We start from the raw sequence: 15,758 nt of genomic DNA, 5'->3' as shown, positions 1-15,758 counted from the left end.
TCAGCCTCGTTGCTCATGAGCCGCCGCGGCGGCAATGTCGCCGCCGCCGACGATGCGGCTGACGACTTCGTTCATATTGGTCCTGGCGGTGACGAGATCGGCGTCCGCCCTGCCGTGGCGCAGCACGACGATGCGGTCGGTGACCGACAGCACGTCGTTCAGCCGGTGCGAGATCAGGATGACGGCGATGCCTTCCGACTTCAGCCGCCGGATGAGATCGAGCACGCTTTGCACCTCGCGCACGGCAAGCGCCGCCGTCGGCTCGTCCATGATGACGAGCTTCGGGTTGAAGGTGAGCGCCCGCGCGATCGCCACCGTCTGCTGCTGGCCGCCCGAGAACGAGCCGACCGACCGGTTGATCGACGGCAGATGCGCGCCCAGCCGCTCGATCATTTTCGCGGCCTGGCGGTCCATCTCGCCTTTGTCGACGAAGCCGGGAAACAGGCCGAACAAGCGCTTTGTCGGTTCGCGCCCAAGGAAGATGTTCGACGCCACGTCCTGCTGCTTGGCCAGCGAAAGATCCTGGTAGATCATCTCGATGCCGAGCTGGCGGCGCTGGCCAGGGTCGAGGGCAAGAATGTCCTTGCCGTCGAATTCGATCGAGCCCGAGTCGGCACGGTAGATGCCGGTGATGGTCTTCATCAGCGTCGATTTGCCGGCGCCGTTGTCGCCGACCAGCCCGACCACCTCGCCGGCCGCGACGGAGAGGTCAACGCCGTGCAAAACGTCGACCGCGCCAAAACTTTTGCGGATGCCGCGAAGCGAAAGCAGGGTCATACGCGTGACTCCTTCCGCACCTGGTACTGGTCGATGAACACGGCGAGGATCAGCACGGCGCCGATCGCCATCTGCTGGTAGTAGGACTGCACCGCAAGCAGCGTCAGCCCGTTCTGCAAGACGCCCATGATCAGCGCGCCGATCATGGTGCCCAGGATCGAGGCGCGGCCGCCGAACAGATTGGTGCCGCCGATGATCGCGGCGGTGATCGCGGTAAGCTCGTAATTGATGCCCGCGGTCGGGTCGCCTGCGTTGACGCGCGCGGTGAAGAGCAGGCCCGCGAGCCCGGCCAGCGCGCCGGATAGCGTGTAGATGATGCGGCGATGATGCTCGACGCGGATGCCGGCCGCGCGGGCAGCACCCTCACTATCGCCCAGCGCCAGCGTGTGGCGGCCGAAGCGCGTATAGGCGAGCACCGCATGCGCGACGATCGCCGTCAGCACGAAGATGATGACCGGCATCGGAATGCCGAAGGGCCGCCCCTGGCCGATATAGACGATCCCGAGCGGCAGGCCGTAGATTGCCCTGCCCTGCGAGATGACCAGCGCCAGCCCGCGCGCCAGGCCCAGCATGCCGAGCGTGACAATGAAGGCCGGCACGAAGGCGCGGGTGACCAGCTGCCCGTTGATGTAACCGGCGATCGCGCCGGCCAGGATGCAGGCGATCACCGCCAGCACCGACGGCCAGCCGAGATTGACGGCGACGAAGGCGCCCGCCACGCCCGCAAGGCCCATGACCGAGCCCAGCGACAGATCGAGCCCGCCCGAGCCGATGACGAAGGTGGCCGCGATCGCCAGCACGCCGATCGTCGAGGTCGCGAGCAGTATGTTGAGGAAATTGCTGAGCGACAGGAAATAGGGCGACAAGAGCGCCATCGCCGTGCTCAGCGCTAGGAGCACCACCAGCGACTCCAGCCTGATGTGAAGCCTTTCGACGGATGCGCGCTGCACCCGAGCCCAGAAGCCGGGCTGCGTCGTTTCGGAAGCCATTTTCGACCCTTCGGTAAGGGGAATAAGGGAGTAGGTTAGTAGGGGAGTAGGGAAAGAAGGCGGCTGGGCCAAGCCTGCGGAGCGCAAACCACGCTTTCCTACTCCCCTACTGCCTTACTCCCTTACTCCCTTCCTTTCACTACTTCACATATTGCAGCATCGGCTCCTTGCCGGCGTCGATCACGTCCTTGGTCAGCACCAGCGTCGGCACCGCGATGCTGTCCTCGACCTTGTCGCCGGCGAGCGCCTTCTTGACGTTCTCGACCGCCTGCTTGCCGACGAGGTAGGGAAGCTGCGCCACCGAGGCATTGAGGCGGCCTTCCTTGATCGACTTAACCGCGTCCGAATTGCCGTCGACGCCGATGATCGTCACCTGCGGGCCCTTGCCGGCCGCGTAGACCGACTCCACCGCGCCCAGCGCCATGCCGTCATTGGCGCAGAAGATGGCGACCAAGTCGGGATGCGCCGTCAGCGTGTCGGTGGCGATCGAGGCGGCCTTGCCGCGATCCCAGTCGCCCGGCAGCGAGGCGACGATCTCGAGGCCCGGCGCCAGTTCCTTCAGCTTGTCGGCAAAGCCCTTGGCGCGCTTCTCGCCGGTGATGTTGCCGGAGAGGCCCTCGATGACGAGCACCGGACCCTTGGCATCCTTGCCGAGCTTGTTGGCCAAGTACTCCGCGCCCTGCGCGCCGGCGGCGATATTGTCGGAGCCGATATGGAAGGTCACCTTGACGCCTTCCTTGTCGAGCACCGCCTGGTCGAGATTGTTGTCGAGGTCGACGATCTTGATGCCTGCGTCCTGCGCCGACTTCAGGCAGGGCAGAAGATTAGTCGAGTTGATGGCGGCGGTGATCATCGCCACCGGCTTGCGCTCCAGCATGGTGTTGCACAGGTTGAGCTGCGGCTCAGCCGCCTGGTCGCTCTCGGCCGCCTGCTGGAAATATTTCACCCCGGCTTCCTTGGCGCCGTCCGCGACGCCCTGCGCCATCGCGCCCCAGAACGGATTGGCCAGCGTCTTCATCAGCACGCCATATTCGCCGTCCTGGGCCTTGGCCGCGCCGACGGCCGAAAACGCCAGGGCTACGCCCAATGCAAGGGTAAATCGATTTATCTTCAGGGTAAGCGATGTCATTCCAGTCCTCCTTCTGATCTGACGCGCCGGATGCCTTGGCCAGGCCGGCACCGTCCTTCCGTTGTCGACAATGGGGGCTATTGTCGGTCTCCTCCCCCGGAATGCGGGCCGTTGCCTGGCGAGCCAACGGATTCCCGCTCCAACACCTGGCAGGGTTCGAGCCTAGCTGTGGGTGGTCCCACGGCGCCTTCGACCCTGCGAAACAAAAGGTTCATCGCTTCGCTGGCGATCTGACGCACCGGTTGCACCACGGCGGCGATGGCCGGCCATGTCACCTGCATCCATTCGGCGTCGTCGAAGCCGACCAGCGAGATATCGTTCGGGCAATGCCAGCCGCGCCGGCGGAATTCGGACAGCGCCACAAGCGTGCCCTTGAGCAGCAGCGAATAGACGGCGGTCGGCCGTTCGCCCCGACCGAAATAATCGCGCAGCGACGATCGCAACGGCTCGACGCTGACTTCCGAGGTGATCACATCGATGCGGATGGACGGGTCGAGCGCCAGCGCCTGGGTGCGAAAACCTTCCAGGCGAGCGCGCACGGTTGCCGCGCCTTCGGCGAGACCGATGATCAGGATGTGCTTGTGGCCCTTGCCCACCAGCATCCGCGCAACCTGGGCGCTGGCGGCGGCGCTGTCGGCCGAAACGGTATCGAAAGCGTCGTCGGACAAGACGCGGTCGATCAGCACGCCGGTCATGCCGTTGGCCTTCATGAAGGCGGCCGCTGGCCCGTGCTCGTTGCGCACAGGCGCCAGCACCACGCCGGCAACGCGCCAGTCATGCATGCGGGCCAGGATCTCCTTTTCGCGCGCTTCCGATTCACGGCTCGACGCCGCGACCAGCGTGTAGCCGCGCTGCTCGGCAAGGCCCTCAAGCTCGGTGACCATCTGGCCGAAGAACTCGCTTTCAAACTCGGGCATGATGGCGCCGATGATGCGGCGCTTGGCCCTGCGCATGTCGGAAGCTAGTGGATCGACGCGATAGGCCAGACGCTCGACGGCATCGAGAACGCGTTGCGCATTTTCGGGCTTCACCGTGGCGACACCGGCGAGCACCTTGGAAACCGTGGCCGCGGACACGCCGGCATGGCTTGCCACGTCGTGGATCGACGGACGCCTTTGCCGGGCTTCCTGTTGTGCCATTGACCTCCTCCCGAGGGCAGGCAGTCGATTTCCTGCCTCGCTGTTCTAATCGATAAATCGATTTTTCGTTCTTGTAAATCGTTTCATCGTGGGTAAGACTCGAAGATGTGATTGACGCGATCCAATCGTGTCCCGGGAGGAAAATCATGTCCGACAAGACCTTGCCGCTGGTGATCAGCGCGCCCGAACCGCGCACGCTAGAACTTATCTTCACGCCGCCGCAACTGGCGCGCCTGCGCAGCCATTATCGCATTGTCGAGACCACGCCGGAAGGTGTTTCCGCCCTACCCGCCGAGACGCTGGCCGAGGCGCGTTACATCATAGGTCAGCCCCCCATCGCCTCGGAGACGCTGCAGAAAATGACGTCGCTTCGCTGCATCTTCAATGTCGAGACCAACCTCCTCAACAACATGCCCTATGAGACGCTGTTCGCGCGCGGCATCCATGTCGTCACTACAGGTCTTGTCTTTGCCGAACCGGTGGCCGAACTCGGCCTCGCCATGGCGCTGAACCTGGCCAGAAACATCGTCGATGCCGATCTCGCCTTCCGCCAGGGCAAGGAACTCTGGGGCGGCGACGGCAACCAGACCGCGCGGCTTCTCTCCGGCGCCGATGTCGGCATCATCGGCTTCGGCGACCTCGGCCGTGCGCTCAACCGCCTGCTGACCGGCTTCCGCACCCACACCAGGGTCTACGATCCGTGGCTGCCGCCGTCGATCCTGGTCGACAACGGCGTCGAGCCGGCTTCGCTGGACGAGGCGCTGTCGCAAAGCGATTTCGTCTTCGTCGTCGCTTCGGTCACCAGCGAGAACCAGGGTTTCCTCGGCGCGGACTCCTTTGCCAAAATGCGAAAGGGCGCCGCCTTCATCCTGCTCAGCCGCGCCGGCGTCGTCGATTTCGCCGCACTGATGGCGTCGGTGAGGAGCGGCCACATCGTCGCCGCAAGCGACGTCTTCCCAGAGGAGCCGCTGGCCAAGGACCATCCCGTCCGCGCCCTCCCCGGCTTTCTCCGTTCGGCCCATCGCGCCGGCGCCCTCGACATCGCCTTCAAGCGCATGGGCGACATGGTGCTGGAGGATATGGACCTCGTCGACCGCGGCCTGCCGCCGCTGCGCTCCAAGCGCGCCGAACGCGAGACGGTGTCGAGGATGCGTTCGAAGCCGGTCGACAGGAACTGAGGCTGGCTCGACCCACTGACCAGCCAGCACGCGCGTGTTCGGGACCGGCTTGATCGCTCGCCTCCGCCGGCCCGAACTGCGAGCAATCTCGATTTCGCCGCGGTTGCCAGGTCGGTGCGGCACATGGCAGTCGAGTAAATCACCCCCCTCCGATTGCGGTCTCCGACAATGCGACGTGATCGTTGACAAGACGCCGTTTCGCCAATAAGTTCGGTGACAGAACGAATTAATCGAGGCGTATGTGAGCGACCTGCCGCGTATCTCCCGCCAATTCTCCCAGCGCTCGGTCATGGAGGCGATCGTCCAGGGCGGGCCGATCTCGCGGGCCTCGATCTCGAAGCTCACCGGCCTGTCGAAGCAGACGATTTCGGAAATCGTGCGCGGGCTCGAGCAGGAAGGCTGGGTGCAGGAGACCGGCCGCACCAGCGGCCATGTCGGGCGCACCGCCGTCACCTACGAGCTCGTGCACGACGCCGCCTACATCATCGCCGTCGACCTGGGCGGTACCAAGGTGCGGGTGGCGCTGACCGACCTCGCGTGCCAGATCTTCGCGGAGGCAGCGACGCCGACCGATCCGCGCGGCGGCCAGTTCGTCATCGACCAGATCGCGGCGCTTGCCTTCCAGGCCGCCGCCCGCGAGCGCATCCCGCGCAAGAAGATCCGCCTTGCCGTGATCGGCGCGCCGGGCGCCCCTGACCCCGCGACCGGCCGCATCCTGCTTGCGCCCAACATTGCCGGCTTCGACGCCATGAATGTCCTCGACGCGTTCGAAAAAGCGCTCGGCGTGGCGGTGATGATCGAGAACGACGTCAATCTCGCCGTGCTCGGCGAGAATTGGCTGGGCCAGGGCCAGGGCATCGACAATCTCGCCTATATCGCGCTGGGCACCGGCGTCGGCAGCGGCCTGATGCTGGGCGGCCATCTGGTGCGCGGCGCCACCCATGCGGCGGGCGAGATCGGATTCATGCCGATCGGCGCCGATCCGTTCGCGGCTGAATCGCTGCGCACCGGCGCTTTCGAGCGAGCGGTGGCGACCCACGCGATGACCGAACGCTACAGGTCCCTGACCGGCACCCAGGTCGCGGTTCCGGCGATCTTCGAGAATGCGGCTGCAGGCGACAAGGCAGCCGTTACCGTGCTCGACGAGACGGCGCGCTATCTGGCGCAAGGCATCGCGGCGATCGCCGCCGTCGCCAATCCCGAAAAGGTCATCCTTGGTGGCTCGATCGGCCTCAGGCCGGAGATCCTCTCGCGCGTCAAGGACTTGATGCCGCTGTGCTTCCCCTACCCCGTCACCGTCGAGGCCGGCGAACTGGGCGCGCGCGCCGCGCTGATCGGCGCGGCCGCCATCGGTCTCGGCCAGTTGCACAACACGCTCTTCGGCGTCGACGCGCCGGACGGCCGCATTTCGCTGCCCACCGCCCAGGCGGCTGCCTTGAAGGAGGTCGTGCTGTGACCGCAGATATCGTGACCCGGCTGCGAGCCGCTCTCGATCCCGACCAGGCCCTGGCGCTGTTCAGGGGCGCGATCGGCCGCGAAAGCATCACCGGCAACGAAGCGAATGTCGTCGACTTCCTCGAAGCGAAGATGCGCGAGCTGGGGCTGAGCGGCCTGAGCCGCGCGGATTTCCTGCCCGGCAGGCCGAACATCTGGGGCGAACGCAAGGGCGCCGGCGACGGCAAGCGCCTGCTCTTCATCGGCCACACCGACACCGTTCATGTCGACGGCTGGCGCGAGCATTGGGCCGGCACCGAGCGCGAGGACCCGTTCGGCGCGCCCATCATTGACGGGGCGGTCTGGGGCCGCGGCTCCGGCGATCTGAAGGCCGGCATCACCGCTTCGCTGGCGGCGCTCTCGTTGCTCGACAAGGCCGGCATCCGCCTCAAGGGCGATGTGGCCTTCGCTTTCGTCGGCGACGAGGAGAGCGGCCAGCCCGGCAGCGGCGTCTCCGCCGGCATCAAGCATTTCGTCGGCCGCATCGAGGCCGGCGAGGTCGCGGCGCCCGACTTCACCGTCTATGTCGAGCCGACGCGGCTTGCCGTCTATGCCGCGCAGATCGGCTTCTTCATCACCGACATCACGATCACCGGCAAGTCGGCCTATTTCGGCGTGCCCGAGCTCGGCAAGGATGCGTTGCGCGCCGCCCATGCCGCCATGACGGCGCTGTGGAGACATTCGGACGAGGTAGCGGCCCGGGCCGAGCACAAGCTCACCGGGCGCGGCTTCCTGCTGATCACCGGCCTCACCGGCGGCGGCTATATCGCCGTGCCTGAGCGATGCACGCTGTCGCTGATCCGCAAGCTCCTGCCGGGCGAATCCCTCGACACGGCCGCCGCCGAGATCGAGGCCGCGGTGCGCGGCGCCATCACCGATCCCGAGATCGCCTTGGAGTTCTCCTATCCGGCAGGACGCGATCACAGGCTGGGCGGCACCGCCGCCGAGATCGACGAGACGGGTGCCGAAGTCGCCATGCTTTCGCAATCGATGGCAGGCGCCATGGGCGGCCGCGGCATGATCGAGGGCGCGCCCTTCTGGTCGGAATCGTCCTTCTTCGTCAACCGGTTGGGCATTCCTGCCGTCTATTGCGCGCCGGGCGACATCCGCAATTGCCACACTTTCGGAGAGCACGTCGATGTCGAGGAATACCTCGCCGGCATCGTCGGCTTCGCAGCCTTCATGGCCCGCTATTGCGGCGTGGCCGACTGAGCGACCAACGAAGCAGAAAATGGGAGACTGAAAACATGCTGATGAAGAAATGGATTGCCGCCACCTTGGCCGGCGGATTGATGCTCGCCGCCGGCGCCGCTCACGCGCAAACGGTCGGTCCGCAGGGCGAGACCGCCACGCCGAGTTCCAGCCTGACGCTGAGCGATGCCGACATCGCGGCGCTGAAGGACAAGGGCTATAAGGCTGCCCTACTGTGGCACACCTCTTCCGACTTCACCAACGCGGTGACCGCCGGCGCCACCGACGAGTTCGCCCGCGCCGGCATCTCGATCGCGGTCAAGACCGACGCGCAGTTCGACGCCGCTCGCCAGCGCAGCGACATCGAAACCGCTTTGGCCGCCAAGCCGAACGTCATCCTGGCGCTGCCGCTCGACCCGGTCACCTCCGCCGAAGCCTTCCGGCAGGCGGTCAAGGACGGCGTCAAGCTGGTGTTCCTGTCGAACTTGCCCAAGGATTACAAGCAAGGCACCGACTACGCCTCGATCGTCACCGACGACCTCTACCAGATGGGCAAGCAGGCGGCCGACGCCATGGCCAAGGCCATCGGCGGCAAGGGCAAGGTCGGCTATATCTTCCACGATGCCAACTATTACGTCACCAACCAGCGCGACCAGTCCTTCAAGAAGACCATCGAGAAGGACTATCCCGACATCAAGATCGTTGCCGAACAGGGCATCTCCGACCCGGCCCGAGCCGAGGAACTGGCCAATGCCATGCTGCTGCAGCATCCCGATCTCGACGGCATCTACGTGACCTGGGCCGAGCCGGCCGACGGCGTGCTCTCGGCGCTGCGCGGCGCCGGCAACACCCACACCAAGATCGTCACGCTCGATCTTGCCGAGCCGGTCGCGCTCGACATGGTCAAGGGCGGCAATGTTGCCGCGCTCGTCGCCGACAAGGCCTATGAGCTCGGCCGCGCAATGGCCGCCTCCGGCATGAAGTCGCTGCTTGCCCAGCAGACGCCCGCCTTCGTCGTCGCGCCGGCGCTGACCGTGACCAAGGAGAACGTCTCCCAGGGCTGGAAGGACTCGCTCAACCGCGACGCGCCGCAGTCGGTGCTCGACGCGGCGAAGTGAGCCAACGCTCCGGCCGGCTTGCCGGGCCGGAGCTATCTTCCTGAACAAGAAGGGGAACGGATATGCGCAAAGCATTTGGTATCATGACTGTATTGGCGAGCCTGTTCGCCGCCCACGCCTTCGCCGCCGAAGGCGTCACCACCGGGCCGAACGGCGAGAAGCCGGTTCCGGCGGCCTCGCTGACGCTGACGGCGGCGCAGGAGCAGCAGATCAAGGACGGCAAGTTTACCGCGGCCCTCGTCTGGCACGAGATGAGCGAGTACACCAACGCCGTCAACGCAGGGGCGCGCGACGAGTTCAAGCGTCTGGGCATCGAGGTGGTGGCGCAGACCGACGCCGGCTTCGACGCCGCCCGCCAGAAGGCCGATGTCGAGACGGTGATGGCCAAGAAGCCGTCGATCATCCTGTCGCTTCCAGTCGATCCGGCAACCGCGGCCTCCGTCTACGATCCGGCCCGCCAGGCCGGCGTCAAACTCGGCTTCGTCGACAATAGCCCGGCCGGCTACAAGCAGGGCACGGATTACGTCACCATCGTCTCCGACGACCTCTTCCAGATGGGCAACAAGGCCGGCATCGCCATGGCGGAGGCCCTCGGCAAGAAGGGCAAGGTCGGCTACATCTTCCACGACGCCGATTTCTACGTCACCAACCAGCGCGACGGCGCCTTCAAGAAGACCATCGAGCAGGACTATCCCGACATGAAGATCGCCGCCGAGGCCGGTATGGCCGACCCGGCGCGCTCAGAGGATATCGCGCAGGCGATGATCACCCAGCACCCGGACCTCGACGGCATCTATGTCACCTGGGCCGAACCGGCGCTGAGCGTCCTCTCAGCGCTGCGCGCCGCCGGCAACACGCACACCAAGATCGTCACGCTCGACCTCAACGAACCGGCCGCGCTCGACATGGTCAAAGGTGGTAACATCGCAGCCCTTGTCGCCGACGAGGCCTATTCGATCGGCGTGACGCTGGCGCGAGCCTCCGCAGGCTCGCTGGTCGGCCTGAAGGCCGGGCCTTTTTACGCGGTCGATTCCATCGCCGTCACCAAGGACACGGTGAAGGACGGCTGGAAGAAATCGCTCAACAAGGACGTGCCCGCGACCATCGCGGACGCCGTGAAATAGACGGCATGGCAGGCTGCGAAGCACGCACCATCGGAGATCGAACATGACCAGCGCCAACACCGGCACCGAGATGGGCAGCTTCGCCAGCCGCTTCAATCTGCAGCAATATGTCGTCTATCTCGGCTTCCTGGCGATCTTCCTGTTCTTCGCCTTCATGCTGAGGGACAGCGGCTTCCTCACCGTCCGCAACCTCTCCAACATCGTGCTGCAGACGGCGCCGGTGACGATCATGGCGATCGGCCTCGTCTTCGTCATGTCGGCCGGCGAGATCGACCTTTCGATCGGCTCGATCGTGGCGGTATCGGCGCTCGCCGCTGCCGTCACCATCGCCTCCTACGGGATGGCGGTGGGCATCGTCGCCGGCCTCGGCGCCGGAATCCTGATCGGCCTCATCAACGGCGCGCTGGTCGCCTATGTCAGGCTGCCGTCCTTCCTGGTGACGCTGGCGACGATGGGCCTATTCGCCGGCGTCTCGCGCTCGATGACCGATCTGCGTTCGATCTCGGTCACCAACGAGGCCTTCACCGGTTTCTTCGGTTCCGGCTCGCTGCTCGGCGTGCCCTCGCTAATCTGGTGGACGGTGATCGCCATCGCGATCGGCCACCTCGTTTACCGCGAGACGCGTTTTGGCGCGCATGTGCTGGCGACCGGCGACAATGCCCGCGCTGCAAGCGTTTCCGGGATCAGCGTACCGAAGATCAGGCTGGCCGTGCTCACCATCAGCGGCGGGCTCGCGGGGCTTGCGGGTCTGCTCTACGCCGGCCGCCTGCAAGCGGCGAAATACACGCTCGGCGAGACCGATCTGATGACGGTCATCGCCGCCGTCATCGTCGGCGGCACGCTGCTCAATGGCGGCAAGGGCTCGATCGTCGGCGCCCTCGTTGGCTCGCTGATGATGGGCATGCTGAACAACGGGCTGATCCTGATGGGTCTTTCGGTCTCCGACCAGATGATCGTGCGCGGCCTGATCATTCTCACCGCCGTCGCCGTGTCGCTGCGCGACAAATCCCGCTAAAGGAACCTTTTCCATGTTTCTCGACGTTCTGCGCCGCCGCAACCCCGCCTTCATCGAAGCGGCGATCGGCCTTCACCAGCAGGGCAAGCTGCCGGCCAACGCCTATGTGCTCGATCTCGACACGGTCGAGCACAATGCAAAGGTCCTCAAGCAGGAAGCCGATCGGCTCGGCCTGAAGATTTTCGCCATGACCAAGCAGGTCGGCCGCTCCGGCTCCTTTTGCAAGGCGGTGATGCGCGGCGGCATCGAACGCGCTGTTGCGGTCGACATGGCCTGCGCGCGCGCCACCCACAAGGCCGGCATGCAGCTTGGCCATCTCGGCCATCTGCAGCAGATCGCGAAATTCGAAGCGGACGCGGCGGCAAGGACCTTCAAGCCGGACTACTGGACCGTCTTCAACGACACCAAGGCCGAGGAAGCAGGCAGGGGCGCCAAGACCGCCGGCTATGTCCAGGACCTGCTCGCCCGCGTTGCGGCTGAAGGCGATATTTTCTACCGCGGCCATGAAGGCGGCTTCGACGCCGGGGATGTCGTCGCCGTCGCGGATCGACTCGACGCCGTTCCAGGCGGCCGCTTCGCCGGCATCACCACCTTCCCTGCCCTGCTCTTCGACCATGCCGCGCGAAAGGTGTTGCCGACACCCAATCTGGCGACACTGAGCAAGGCCGCCGAGGCGCTCGTCAAGGCGGGCCGCAAGGGGATCGAAATCAACGCGCCGGGCACCACGTCGAGCGTCATGCTGCCCGCGCTGGCGGAAGCCGGCGCCACGCAATGCGAACCCGGCAACGGCCTGCACGGCACCACGGCGCTGCATGTTATGGAAGACCTGCCGGAACTGCCTGCCGTGCTCTATCTCACCGAGGTCTCGCATCTGTCGGGCGGCAAGGCCTACTGCTTCGGCGGCGGCTTCTATATCGATCCGATCTTCCCGGACTATGACGTCAAGGCGATCGTCTCGGCCGAGCCGACCGCCGCCGCTTCGGCGCTCAGGAGCGTCGAAGTGCCGCCGCCTTCGGCGATCGACTACTACGCCATGATCGACGCAGCCGGCGCAAATTCGCCGAGGCCTGGCGACAGCGCCGTCTTCGGCTTCCGCGGCCAGGCTTTCGTCACCCGCGCCTATGTCGTCGGTGTCTCCGGCATCTCGAAGGGCAAGCCTGTGGTTGAAACGATCGAGAACGGTTTTGGCGAGCCCTATGCCTGGCCCGTCTAGGAGAAAACCATGACTCCAAGCGCCCCCATCCTTCAGCTTCAGGACATCCGCAAGCATTTCGGCGGCCTCACCGCGATCGAGAACTTCTCGCTTGAGGTCTTTCCTGGCGAGATCGTCGCGCTTGTCGGCGACAACGGCGCCGGCAAGTCGACGCTGGTCAAGATCATCTCCGGTGTGCACCCGCCCTCCTCGGGCACGATCACAATCGAGGGCAAGCCGGTGACGATGTCGAACGCGACGATGGGGCGCGCGCATGGCATCGAGGTCGTCTACCAGGATCTCGCTTTGGCGGACCAGCAGACGGTCTATATGAACATGTTCCTCGGCCGCGAGCCGCTGAACCGCTTCGGCCTGCTCGACCGCCGCCGCATGATCGCCGAGACGGAGAAACTGGTGAAGGAGCTCGACGTGCGCATCCCTTCCGCGCACGCCACCATTCGCGACCTCTCCGGCGGTCAGCGGCAGGGCGTCGCGATCGCCAGGGCGACGCACTGGGCAAGCAAGCTGATCCTTCTCGACGAGCCGACGGCCGCGCTTGGTGTCGCCGAGACCGCCAGGGTGGAGATGATCGTTCAGTCGCTCAAGCAGCGCAATGTCGGCATCCTGATCATCAGCCACAGCCTCGACCAGGTGTTCAAACTGTCGGACCGCATCTGCGTCCTGAGGCGCGGCAAGCAGATCGGCGTGCGCGAGACCAGGAAGACCGACAAGAACGAGATCATCGCCATGATCACGGGCCTGCAGCAGCAGTAGCTGCGGAGCACCTGACCGGTTTAGGCAACGAGATTGCGGCTGGGCGCCTGCGCGGCAGGCTCCGCAAAATTGGCTTCGAGCCAAGAGATGGCGCCAGCCACGTCTTCGATGGCGAAGCGGGCGGCCGTCTCGCCCTGCGGCTTCACGCGGATCGAGATTCCTCCCGCGGCATTGACCGTCTCGAAGCCGTTCTCGTCGGATGTATCGTCGCCGAGGAACACCGGACGCCGGCCGGTGAAAGGTTCGAGCTGCATGAAGCGCCGGATCGCGGCGCCCTTGGCGGCTTCGAGCGGCATCAGCTCGACGCCGGCATTGCCGGCGATCACGCGGTAGCCCTTGGGCAAGCGCTCAAGCGCTGCCTCGACCAGTTCCGTCGCCCGCGCCAGAAGCTGTGGTGCTGCTCTCGTGTGGATGGCGAGCACCGGCCCCTTGCGTTCGACATAGACGGCCTTGCTTGCCAGCTCCAGTTCGATCTCGTCGGCGAGCGCCGCCATATCCGCCGGTTCGTCCGCGGCCTCGATCGGTCCGTCCGGGAGAAGCCTGTGCTCCAGCCCGTAGAGGCCGGCAATCCTGAGCTTCAACGGATCGAACAGATGGTCCACGGCCGCGATCGAGCGGCCGGTGATGAAGGCGAGCGCGCCGTCCAGGCGCCGCTCGATCGTCTGCAGAAGAACGCGCAACTCCTCGCTGACCGAGACGGCGTCGGGATGCGCGGCGTGCTCCAGCAAGGTGCCGTCGATGTCGAGGAAAAGCGCCCACCGTCCTTCTGGAAGCGGCGGGGTGAGGTCTGCCTGGATGTTCATCTAAATCCCACTGCCTGTTTGCGTTCGAACATGGAAACGACATTGTCGCCGGTCGGGCCTGCCGGCCGTTCGTATAAGGCCGTGACTCGATCCAGGTCGCCGCGCTTCCTCAGCCGCGCCGCGTCGAGCAGCATGCTGCCGGCCCAGCGATAGACATTGTTGTCGCGCACGATGTCGCGCATGCGCCGCATGCGCTCGCGCTGCTCGTCCGGCCCCATGGTCAGCGCCTGCAGCATCGCCTCGCTCATCATCGCCGCGTCGTAAGGATTGACGATCAGCGCCTCCAGCAGCTCGCGCGAGGCGCCGGCGAAGGTGCTGAGCAAAAGCACGCCCTGCTCGTCGTCGCGCGCCGCGACGAACTCCTTGGCGACCAGGTTCATGCCGTCATGCAGGCTGGTTACCAGACAGACATCGGCGGCGCGATAAAGTTCATAAACTGCCGCTTGCGAATGATGCTCGGCCACCATGACCACCGGCCGGTAGGATGCGCTGCCGTAACGCTGGTTGAGTTCGTCGGCACAGCGCAGACACTCCTCGTGCAGCTGTTTGTAGGCCGGCAACGTACCCCGGCTCGGCGCCGCGACCTGCAGGAACACGACTTTACCCACCATTTCAGGGTGACGGATGAACAGCTCCTCCAACGCACGGAAGCGGTCGAGAATTCCCTTGGTATAGTCGAGACGCTCGACACCGACGCACAGCTTAGCGCCGGCTGGAAGCCTGTGCCGCTTGCGCACGCGCAGCCGGCATTCCTCGACGCTGGGCAACGCTTTCAGGAGATCGTCCGGCCATTCGATCGAAATCGGATAGGAGTGCACCAGTGTCACCTGGCCGCCGTAGGAAATGGCGGCATCGGCGCGCTCGATGCGGCTTTCCATGAAGCGATCGACGCTCTCGGTAAAGTTATTGGCGTGGTATTGGGTATGGAAGCCTACGATCGAGCTGCCGAGCAGACCATCCAGGATGCGCTCGCGCCAGGGACAGATGCTGAACACCTCCGAGTTCGGCCAGGGGATGTGCCAGAAGGTGATGACGATCGCATCGGGCAGGCGCTCGCGGATCATGCGCGGCAGAAGCGCGAAGTGATAGTCCTGGACGAGCACGATCGGCCGCTCGTTGCGCGCCTCGGCAACCACCGTGTCGGCAAACTTGCGGTTGACGGCTTCATAGGCCTCCCAGTCCGACTCCCGAAAAATCGGCCGCGTAAAGGCGATATGGCAGAGCGGCCACAGGCCTTCATTGGCAAAGCCGAGATAGTAGCCTTGATATTCCTCGTCGCTCAGCCAGACCCGGCGCAGCGTGTAGGAGGGATGGCCGGGCGGCACCTGCACGCGGTCATGTTCGTCGACCACCGTCCGGTCTGCGGTGCCGCCGCCATAGGCGATCCAGGTGCCGCCGCAGGCGCGCGTGATCGGCTCCAGCGCCGATACCAGCCCGCTCGCCGGCACTACGAGTTCGACCTCGCCGTCCTTGGTCTCGTTGTGGATATAAGGCTCACGATTGGAGACCACGATGACCTGCGCGTCCGGCAAGTCCTCGGCAAGAATCTTGCGCAGGGTATCGGGCGACCATGAGACCAGAGCCGCATCGACCGACTGCCCGTTCTTCTCGAATTCGCGCAACAGCTTTCGTGCCGCCTCGGTGGCGGTGTCGTCGCCGGGGACCGGCATGACGGATGCCCTCGGGTGATTGCGGCGGTACCGGGATATCGAAATGAAAATCGCTAGAGCGGACAGTCCAAGGCTTGCGAGAATAAGGACCAGTAGCAGGTCGGCGCCGTATTGTGTCATTGAAATGCCAGGTTGCCTCCGGCCGTCCGTTCATTGTTTTCGTTC

General features: G+C 65.2%; 14 protein-coding genes. 8 read left to right on the top strand and 6 right to left on the bottom strand.

Annotated elements, in window-relative coordinates; all coding sequences use genetic code 11:
• The 4 genes from E5X34_RS16815 to E5X34_RS16800 form a co-directional block, all read right to left on the bottom strand.
• Nucleotides 1-777, bottom strand: a complete 777-nt coding sequence (locus E5X34_RS16815; RefSeq protein ID WP_128256493.1) for an ATP-binding cassette domain-containing protein — start codon at nucleotides 775-777, stop codon at nucleotides 1-3.
• Nucleotides 774-1,766, bottom strand: coding sequence for an ABC transporter permease (locus E5X34_RS16810; protein ID WP_292566843.1), 993 nt, complete (start codon nucleotides 1,764-1,766; stop codon nucleotides 774-776). Before E5X34_RS16810 ends, E5X34_RS16815 begins: the two co-directional genes overlap by 4 nt.
• Before the next feature lie 139 nt (nucleotides 1,767-1,905).
• The gene (locus E5X34_RS16805; protein WP_292566841.1) at nucleotides 1,906-2,895 is read right to left on the bottom strand and encodes a substrate-binding domain-containing protein; all 990 of its coding nucleotides are present in this window, start codon (nucleotides 2,893-2,895) and stop codon (nucleotides 1,906-1,908) included.
• Nucleotides 2,896-2,972: 77 nt separating this feature from the next.
• Nucleotides 2,973-4,034, bottom strand: coding sequence for a LacI family DNA-binding transcriptional regulator (locus E5X34_RS16800; protein WP_292566838.1), 1,062 nt, complete (start codon nucleotides 4,032-4,034; stop codon nucleotides 2,973-2,975).
• Between the two features lie 146 nt (nucleotides 4,035-4,180).
• Here E5X34_RS16800 and E5X34_RS16795 point away from each other — a divergent pair, with 146 nt between their 5' ends.
• From E5X34_RS16795 to E5X34_RS16760, 8 genes are all read left to right on the top strand, one after another.
• Entirely contained in the window at nucleotides 4,181-5,212 is a 1,032-nt protein-coding gene (locus tag E5X34_RS16795) for a hydroxyacid dehydrogenase (RefSeq protein ID WP_292566835.1), read from the top strand.
• Nucleotides 5,213-5,453: 241 nt separating this feature from the next.
• A complete protein-coding gene (locus E5X34_RS16790; RefSeq protein ID WP_292566833.1) occupies nucleotides 5,454-6,668 on the top strand; it encodes an ROK family transcriptional regulator in 1,215 nt (404 codons plus the stop codon).
• Entirely contained in the window at nucleotides 6,665-7,918 is a 1,254-nt protein-coding gene (locus E5X34_RS16785; RefSeq protein ID WP_292566831.1) for a M20/M25/M40 family metallo-hydrolase, read from the top strand. Before E5X34_RS16790 ends, E5X34_RS16785 begins: the two co-directional genes overlap by 4 nt.
• Nucleotides 7,919-7,953: 35 nt before the next feature.
• Nucleotides 7,954-9,015 (top strand): substrate-binding domain-containing protein, encoded by a 1,062-nt coding sequence (locus E5X34_RS16780; protein ID WP_292566828.1) that lies wholly within the window; start codon nucleotides 7,954-7,956, stop codon nucleotides 9,013-9,015.
• A 62-nt stretch (nucleotides 9,016-9,077) separates the two neighbouring features.
• Nucleotides 9,078-10,139, top strand: a complete 1,062-nt coding sequence (locus tag E5X34_RS16775) for a substrate-binding domain-containing protein (RefSeq protein ID WP_292566825.1) — start codon at nucleotides 9,078-9,080, stop codon at nucleotides 10,137-10,139.
• 43 nt (nucleotides 10,140-10,182) lie between these two features.
• On the top strand, nucleotides 10,183-11,154 hold the full coding sequence (locus E5X34_RS16770) for an ABC transporter permease (protein WP_292566822.1): 972 nt from the start codon (nucleotides 10,183-10,185) through the stop codon (nucleotides 11,152-11,154).
• Between the two features lie 13 nt (nucleotides 11,155-11,167).
• Nucleotides 11,168-12,367, top strand: a complete 1,200-nt coding sequence (locus E5X34_RS16765) for an alanine racemase (RefSeq protein WP_292566819.1) — start codon at nucleotides 11,168-11,170, stop codon at nucleotides 12,365-12,367.
• A 9-nt stretch (nucleotides 12,368-12,376) separates the two neighbouring features.
• A complete protein-coding gene (locus E5X34_RS16760) occupies nucleotides 12,377-13,120 on the top strand; it encodes an ATP-binding cassette domain-containing protein (RefSeq protein ID WP_292566816.1) in 744 nt (247 codons plus the stop codon).
• Nucleotides 13,121-13,140: 20 nt separating this feature from the next.
• Here E5X34_RS16760 and otsB read toward each other — a convergent pair whose 3' ends face one another.
• Together otsB and E5X34_RS16750 are read right to left on the bottom strand one after the other, a co-directional pair.
• The gene (gene otsB / locus E5X34_RS16755) at nucleotides 13,141-13,923 is read right to left on the bottom strand and encodes a trehalose-phosphatase (protein ID WP_292566813.1); all 783 of its coding nucleotides are present in this window, start codon (nucleotides 13,921-13,923) and stop codon (nucleotides 13,141-13,143) included.
• Nucleotides 13,920-15,713: a trehalose-6-phosphate synthase gene (locus E5X34_RS16750; RefSeq protein WP_292566809.1), complete on the bottom strand. Its 1,794-nt coding sequence runs from the start codon at nucleotides 15,711-15,713 to the stop codon at nucleotides 13,920-13,922. Before E5X34_RS16750 ends, otsB begins: the two co-directional genes overlap by 4 nt.
• Nucleotides 15,714-15,758: the final 45 nt, after the last annotated feature.

It is taken from the genome of Mesorhizobium sp. (assembly GCF_004963255.1).
In the GTDB taxonomy this organism is placed as follows: domain Bacteria; phylum Pseudomonadota; class Alphaproteobacteria; order Rhizobiales; family Rhizobiaceae; genus Mesorhizobium.
This window is presented reverse-complemented; position numbering and strand designations above follow the sequence as displayed.

What these genes read in the sequence shown, in the direction of transcription:
- E5X34_RS16765 (WP_292566819.1), top strand. Translation starts at nt 11,168, where the DNA reads ATGTTTCTCGACGTTCTGCGCCGCCGCAACCCCGCCTTCATCGAAGCG.
- E5X34_RS16775 (WP_292566825.1), top strand. Translation starts at nt 9,078, where the DNA reads ATGCGCAAAGCATTTGGTATCATGACTGTATTGGCGAGCCTGTTCGCC.
- otsB (WP_292566813.1), bottom strand. Translation starts at nt 13,923, where the DNA reads ATGAACATCCAGGCAGACCTCACCCCGCCGCTTCCAGAAGGACGGTGG.
- E5X34_RS16770 (WP_292566822.1), top strand. Translation starts at nt 10,183, where the DNA reads ATGACCAGCGCCAACACCGGCACCGAGATGGGCAGCTTCGCCAGCCGC.
- E5X34_RS16810 (WP_292566843.1), bottom strand. Translation starts at nt 1,766, where the DNA reads ATGGCTTCCGAAACGACGCAGCCCGGCTTCTGGGCTCGGGTGCAGCGC.
- E5X34_RS16780 (WP_292566828.1), top strand. Translation starts at nt 7,954, where the DNA reads ATGCTGATGAAGAAATGGATTGCCGCCACCTTGGCCGGCGGATTGATG.
- E5X34_RS16815 (WP_128256493.1), bottom strand. Translation starts at nt 777, where the DNA reads ATGACCCTGCTTTCGCTTCGCGGCATCCGCAAAAGTTTTGGCGCGGTC.
- E5X34_RS16795 (WP_292566835.1), top strand. Translation starts at nt 4,181, where the DNA reads ATGTCCGACAAGACCTTGCCGCTGGTGATCAGCGCGCCCGAACCGCGC.
- E5X34_RS16800 (WP_292566838.1), bottom strand. Translation starts at nt 4,034, where the DNA reads ATGGCACAACAGGAAGCCCGGCAAAGGCGTCCGTCGATCCACGACGTG.
- E5X34_RS16750 (WP_292566809.1), bottom strand. Translation starts at nt 15,713, where the DNA reads ATGACACAATACGGCGCCGACCTGCTACTGGTCCTTATTCTCGCAAGC.
- E5X34_RS16760 (WP_292566816.1), top strand. Translation starts at nt 12,377, where the DNA reads ATGACTCCAAGCGCCCCCATCCTTCAGCTTCAGGACATCCGCAAGCAT.
- E5X34_RS16805 (WP_292566841.1), bottom strand. Translation starts at nt 2,895, where the DNA reads ATGACATCGCTTACCCTGAAGATAAATCGATTTACCCTTGCATTGGGC.